Source organism: Protofrankia sp. CiP1_Cm_nod2 (genome assembly GCF_920664355.1).
Lineage (GTDB): Bacteria > Actinomycetota > Actinomycetes > Frankiales > Frankiaceae > Protofrankia.
The window spans coordinates 21,814-24,592 of record NZ_CAKKTL010000022.1 but is presented as its reverse complement, the minus strand read 5'-3'; the positions used below and the strand labels follow the sequence as shown (position 1 = coordinate 24,592).

At 72.3% G+C, this 2,779-nt stretch carries 2 protein-coding genes; one reads left to right on the top strand and one right to left on the bottom strand.

Annotation, left to right across the window (positions count from 1 at the left end; genetic code table 11):
* Window positions 1-90 precede the first annotated feature (90 nt).
* Complete coding sequence (ftsH, locus tag NBW84_RS04235) at window positions 91-2,124, bottom strand: ATP-dependent zinc metalloprotease FtsH (RefSeq protein ID WP_250281893.1); 2,034 nt, start codon at window positions 2,122-2,124, stop codon at window positions 91-93.
* 396 nt (window positions 2,125-2,520) lie between these two features.
* On the opposite strand from ftsH, the gene NBW84_RS04230 reads away from it, so the two are divergent.
* The coding region (locus NBW84_RS04230; RefSeq protein ID WP_250281891.1) for a DUF3099 domain-containing protein at window positions 2,521-2,779 on the top strand (259 nt) is incomplete at its 3' end.

Here is a 2,779-nt window from a genome sequence, read left to right as displayed (position 1 = left end):
TGTAGGTGGAAACCGCTACCAGTACAACGTTTTCCACCTACGGGCGCGGAACCCGTAGGTGGAAAACGTTGCTGGGATGACGGTTTTCACCTACCGCTTCCGCTGTCCACGGGCGTCGGCGGCCGTGTCGGGGATACCCCTGCCGGGGCTGCCCGTGCCGGGGGCGCCCGCGGCGTCCGGGATCGCGGCGGAGGTGGCGACGGGGGCTGCGACGGGAGCGGCGACGGGGGCGTGGTCGCGCAGGACGTCGTCGAGGACGGCGCCGTCCACGGTCTCCCGTTCCAGCAGGATGCCGGTGAGCGCGTCGAGCGCCTCGCGATGCGCGCGCAGCAGGCTCACGGCCTGCTCCTCGGCCTCCCGCACCAGCCGGGCCACCTCCGCGTCGATGATCCGCTGGGTCTCCTCCGAGTACGGCCGGGAGACGATCTCCTCGGCCCCGAGGTACTGCGGGCTGCCCGAGGCGTAGCCCACCGGCCCGAGGACGGGGGACAGGCCGAACTCGCGCACCATCCTGGTGGCCAGCGCGGTGGCGCCGGCCAGGTCGTTGGCGGCCCCGGTCGAGCCCTGGCCGAACACGACCAGCTCCGCGGCCCGCCCGCCGAGCCGCACCGCGAGGGAGTCGTACAGGTAGCCCTCGGTGTAGAGGTGCCGTTCGTCCTCGGGCAGCTGCTGGGTGGCGCCGAGCGCCATCCCGGCCGGCAGAATCGTGATCTTCGAAACCGGGTCGGCGTGCGCGGAGAGCGCGGCGACCAGCGCGTGCCCGGACTCGTGCACGGCCACCGACTGCTTCTCCTCGGGCAGCAGCACGTTGGTCGCGTCCCGGCGGCCCAGGATGATCCGTTCCCGGGCGGCGTCGAGATCGTCGGCTGTGATGATGTTGCGCCCGCCCCGGACGGCGTTGATCGCAGCCTCGTTGACGAGGTTGGCCAGGTCCGCGCCGGAGAACCCCGGGGTGCCGCGGGCGACCACGGACAGGTCCACGTCGGGGGCGAGCTGCTTGCCCCGGCTGTGCACCGCGAGGATGGCGGCCCGCTCACTCTGGGCCGGCAGCGGGACGGTGACCTGCCGGTCGAAACGCCCGGGGCGCAGCAGCGCCGGGTCGAGGGTCTCCGGCCGGTTGGTGGCGGCGAGCACGACCACGCCTTCGGCCGGGTCGAACCCGTCCATCTCGGCGAGCAGCTGGTTGAGGGTCTGCTCCCGCTCGTCGTGGCTGCCGCCGAGCAGGCCCGAGCCCCGCTTGCCGCCGATCGCGTCGATCTCGTCGATGAAGATGATGGACGGGGCGCGCCTGCGCGCCTCGCCGAACAGGTCGCGGACGCGGGAGGCGCCGACCCCCACGAACATCTCGACGAACCCGGAGCCGCTCACCGACAGGAACGGCACCTCGGCCTCGCCGGCGACCGCGCGGGCCAGCAGCGTCTTGCCGGTGCCGGGCGGGCCGACCATGAGCACCCCGCCCGGCCCCCTCGCGCCGGCCTGCCGGTAGCGCCCGGGGTCGCGCAGGAAGTCGATGATCTCGCTGACCTCCTGTTTCGCGCCCTCGTAGCCGGCCACGTCGGCGAACCGGGTGGTCGGGCGCTCCGCATCGATGATCTTCGTGCGGGACCGGCCGATGCCGCCGAGCCCGCCGGCCAGCGAACGCTGGGCCTGCCGGCCCGTCCACAGGAAGAACCCGACCAGCAGGAGCAGCGGCAGGAAGCTCAGCAGGACCGACAGGAAGGACGTCCCGGTCCGGGTGGCCTTCACCTCGACGTTCTTCGCCTCCATGCGCTCGAGGACGCCCTGGGTGTCCAGCGCGGTCGGCACCTGCGAGGTGAAGCTGGCGCCGTCCTTGAGTGTCCCGGTGACGCCGCCCTTGTCGTTGACGGTGACGGCCTGCACCTTGCCGGCGTCCACCTGTTGGGTGAACCGGGTGAAGCTGTACGAGGTGGCCTGCTTCGGGAACAGGCTGGGCGCGAACAGCAGGGCCGCTGTGATCACAAAGCCGACGGGCAGCAGCCAGCGACGCCACTTCGGCGGGGGCGTGGGCGCGGGTTTGGGCGGGGTCTCCCGGGGCGGCCCGGAGCGCGCCGAGGTCGACGGATGCCACCGGGCGTCCTGGTGAAGGCCGGCTTTTCCGATCATCTATGGTTCTCCTGCCTGTGCTGACATCCTGGCGGGCACCGGCGAGGCCGCATGCGTCCGGTCGTGCGCGTCTGGCCGCTCGTGCCCGCGACCCGCGTCCGGCGCGGTGCGGTGTACCCCTTTTCAACGCATGAACGAGCCGTCAGGCTTCACGGCCGGCCGCGGGAGCCGCGGGAAGTCGCCGCGTGTCGCCGAATGTGGCTGCAAGTGGCCGGGCGGCCGAGAATTGTTCCATCAGGCGGCCGGCGGTCATGCTGGTACGGGCGGTCATGCTTGTATGGGCGGTGCGGCCTGGTACGGCGCACACTGGGCAGGCATCCGGGGCTTGTCCTGACGACGGGAAGTGGACCAGTGCGGATCAGGCGCAGGAGCGACGCTGTTCTGATCACACGTGCGGTGCTGTCCCGCCCGGAGGAGATCCAGCGACGCCAGCGCCGATACGTGATCTCGATGCTGTTCCGTACCGTCTGCCTGGTGCTCGCCGTGGTCGCGCTGCACGGCTGGCCGCGTTTCGCCGCCGTCGTCATCGCTGTGGTCCTGCCGTGGCTGGCGGTGGTCGTCGCCAATGGTGGCCCGCCGCTCAGGCGGGAGCGCCCGTCCCTGTACGTCGCGTCGCCCCGCTCCGCGGACGACCTGCCCCCGGCCCTTCAGCCGG